The 1197-nt window shown below is 74.1% G+C and carries 2 protein-coding genes; one reads left to right on the plus strand and one right to left on the minus strand.

Going from position 1 to position 1197, the window contains the following annotated elements; translation table 11 throughout:
• On the plus strand, positions 1–537 hold a 537-nt coding region (locus tag B8460_RS07115), incomplete at its 5' end, for an MFS transporter (RefSeq protein WP_048860889.1).
• Positions 538–544: 7 nt separating this feature from the next.
• Here the strand turns inward: B8460_RS07115 and B8460_RS07120 are convergent.
• Positions 545–1197: meso-2,3-butanediol dehydrogenase (locus B8460_RS07120; protein ID WP_048860890.1), on the minus strand; the 653-nt coding region annotated here is incomplete at its 5' end.

The following is a 1197-nucleotide window of genomic DNA, read 5'->3' on the forward strand; positions in this document are numbered from 1 at the left end:
GTCATCGGGCGGGTGTGGCAGCCGGGGGCCGCGCTGGCCCTCGGCACCGTCGCGGTCGGCGCGCTGACCGCCTTCGTCACGCTCGACTTCGCGGCGCGCGGCTGGCACGGCGCGGGCTATGCGTTCGTGGGCTTCGGCGGCGGCTACATCCTCGTGCGCCTGTTCCTCGCGCATCTGCCGGACCGGATCGGCGGCCGTGTCGTCACCGCATGGTCGCTGCTCATCGAGGCGGCGGGGCAGGTCGTCATGTGGGCGGCGCCCACGTCATGGGTCGCGCTCGCGGGCGCGCTGCTGACGGGCATCGGCTTTTCGCTGGTCTTCCCCGGCATGGGCGTGGAGGCGATGCGGCGCGCCCCGCCGGAGGCGCGCGGCCTCGCGGTGGGCGCCTACATCGCGTTCTTCGACATCGCCATCGGCACGTCCGGGCCGGTGTGCGGCGTGGTCGCCGCCGCGTTCGGCTATCCGGCGGTCTTCCTCGCCGGTGCCGCCGCGGCGCTGGGGGCGATCGCGCTGTCGCTCGGGCTGCGGCGGGTCTGAGCGGCGATCAGCCGCCGATGCGCGGCTGGCCGTTCGACGCGCTGAGACCGCCGTCCACCGGCAGGTTGACGCCCGTCACATAGCGGGCGTCGTCGCTGGCGAGGAAGGCGATCACCCCCGCGACATCGTCCGGCTCCGCCGGGCGGCCGAGCGCGATGCGGTCGGCGAAGCGGGCGACGAGCGCCGGGTTCTCGGTGATGCCCGCCGCCATCTCCGTCCGCGTCAGCGACGGGCAGACCGCGTTCACGCGCACGCCGCGGGCGCCGTATTCGAGCGCGAGGGCGCGCGTGAGGTTCACGACCGCGCCCTTGGACGCATTGTAGAACGCCAGCCCCCAGTCGCCGGCGAGGCCGGAGACGGACGCCACGTTGATGATCGCCCCGCCCTGGGCGATCAGATGCGGCAGGGCCGCGCGGCAGGCATGGACGACGCCGTCCACGTTTACCGCCATCGTCTCCCGCCAGGTGTCGATCGGCATGTCGGTGAAGCTGCCGAAGGCGGCGGTGCCGGCATTGTTCACCAGCACGTCGATGCCGCCATAGGCGTCGATGGTCGCATCGATCAGCGCCGCCACCGCATCGGGGTCCGCGACGTCGGTCGGCTGGATCAGCACCCGCCCGGCGCCGAAACCGGCCGCCGCCTCGGCCAGCCGCTCCGCCC

The sequence above is a fragment of the Acidisphaera rubrifaciens HS-AP3 genome (assembly GCF_000964365.1).
Classification (GTDB): Bacteria; Pseudomonadota; Alphaproteobacteria; order Acetobacterales; family Acetobacteraceae; genus Acidisphaera; species Acidisphaera rubrifaciens.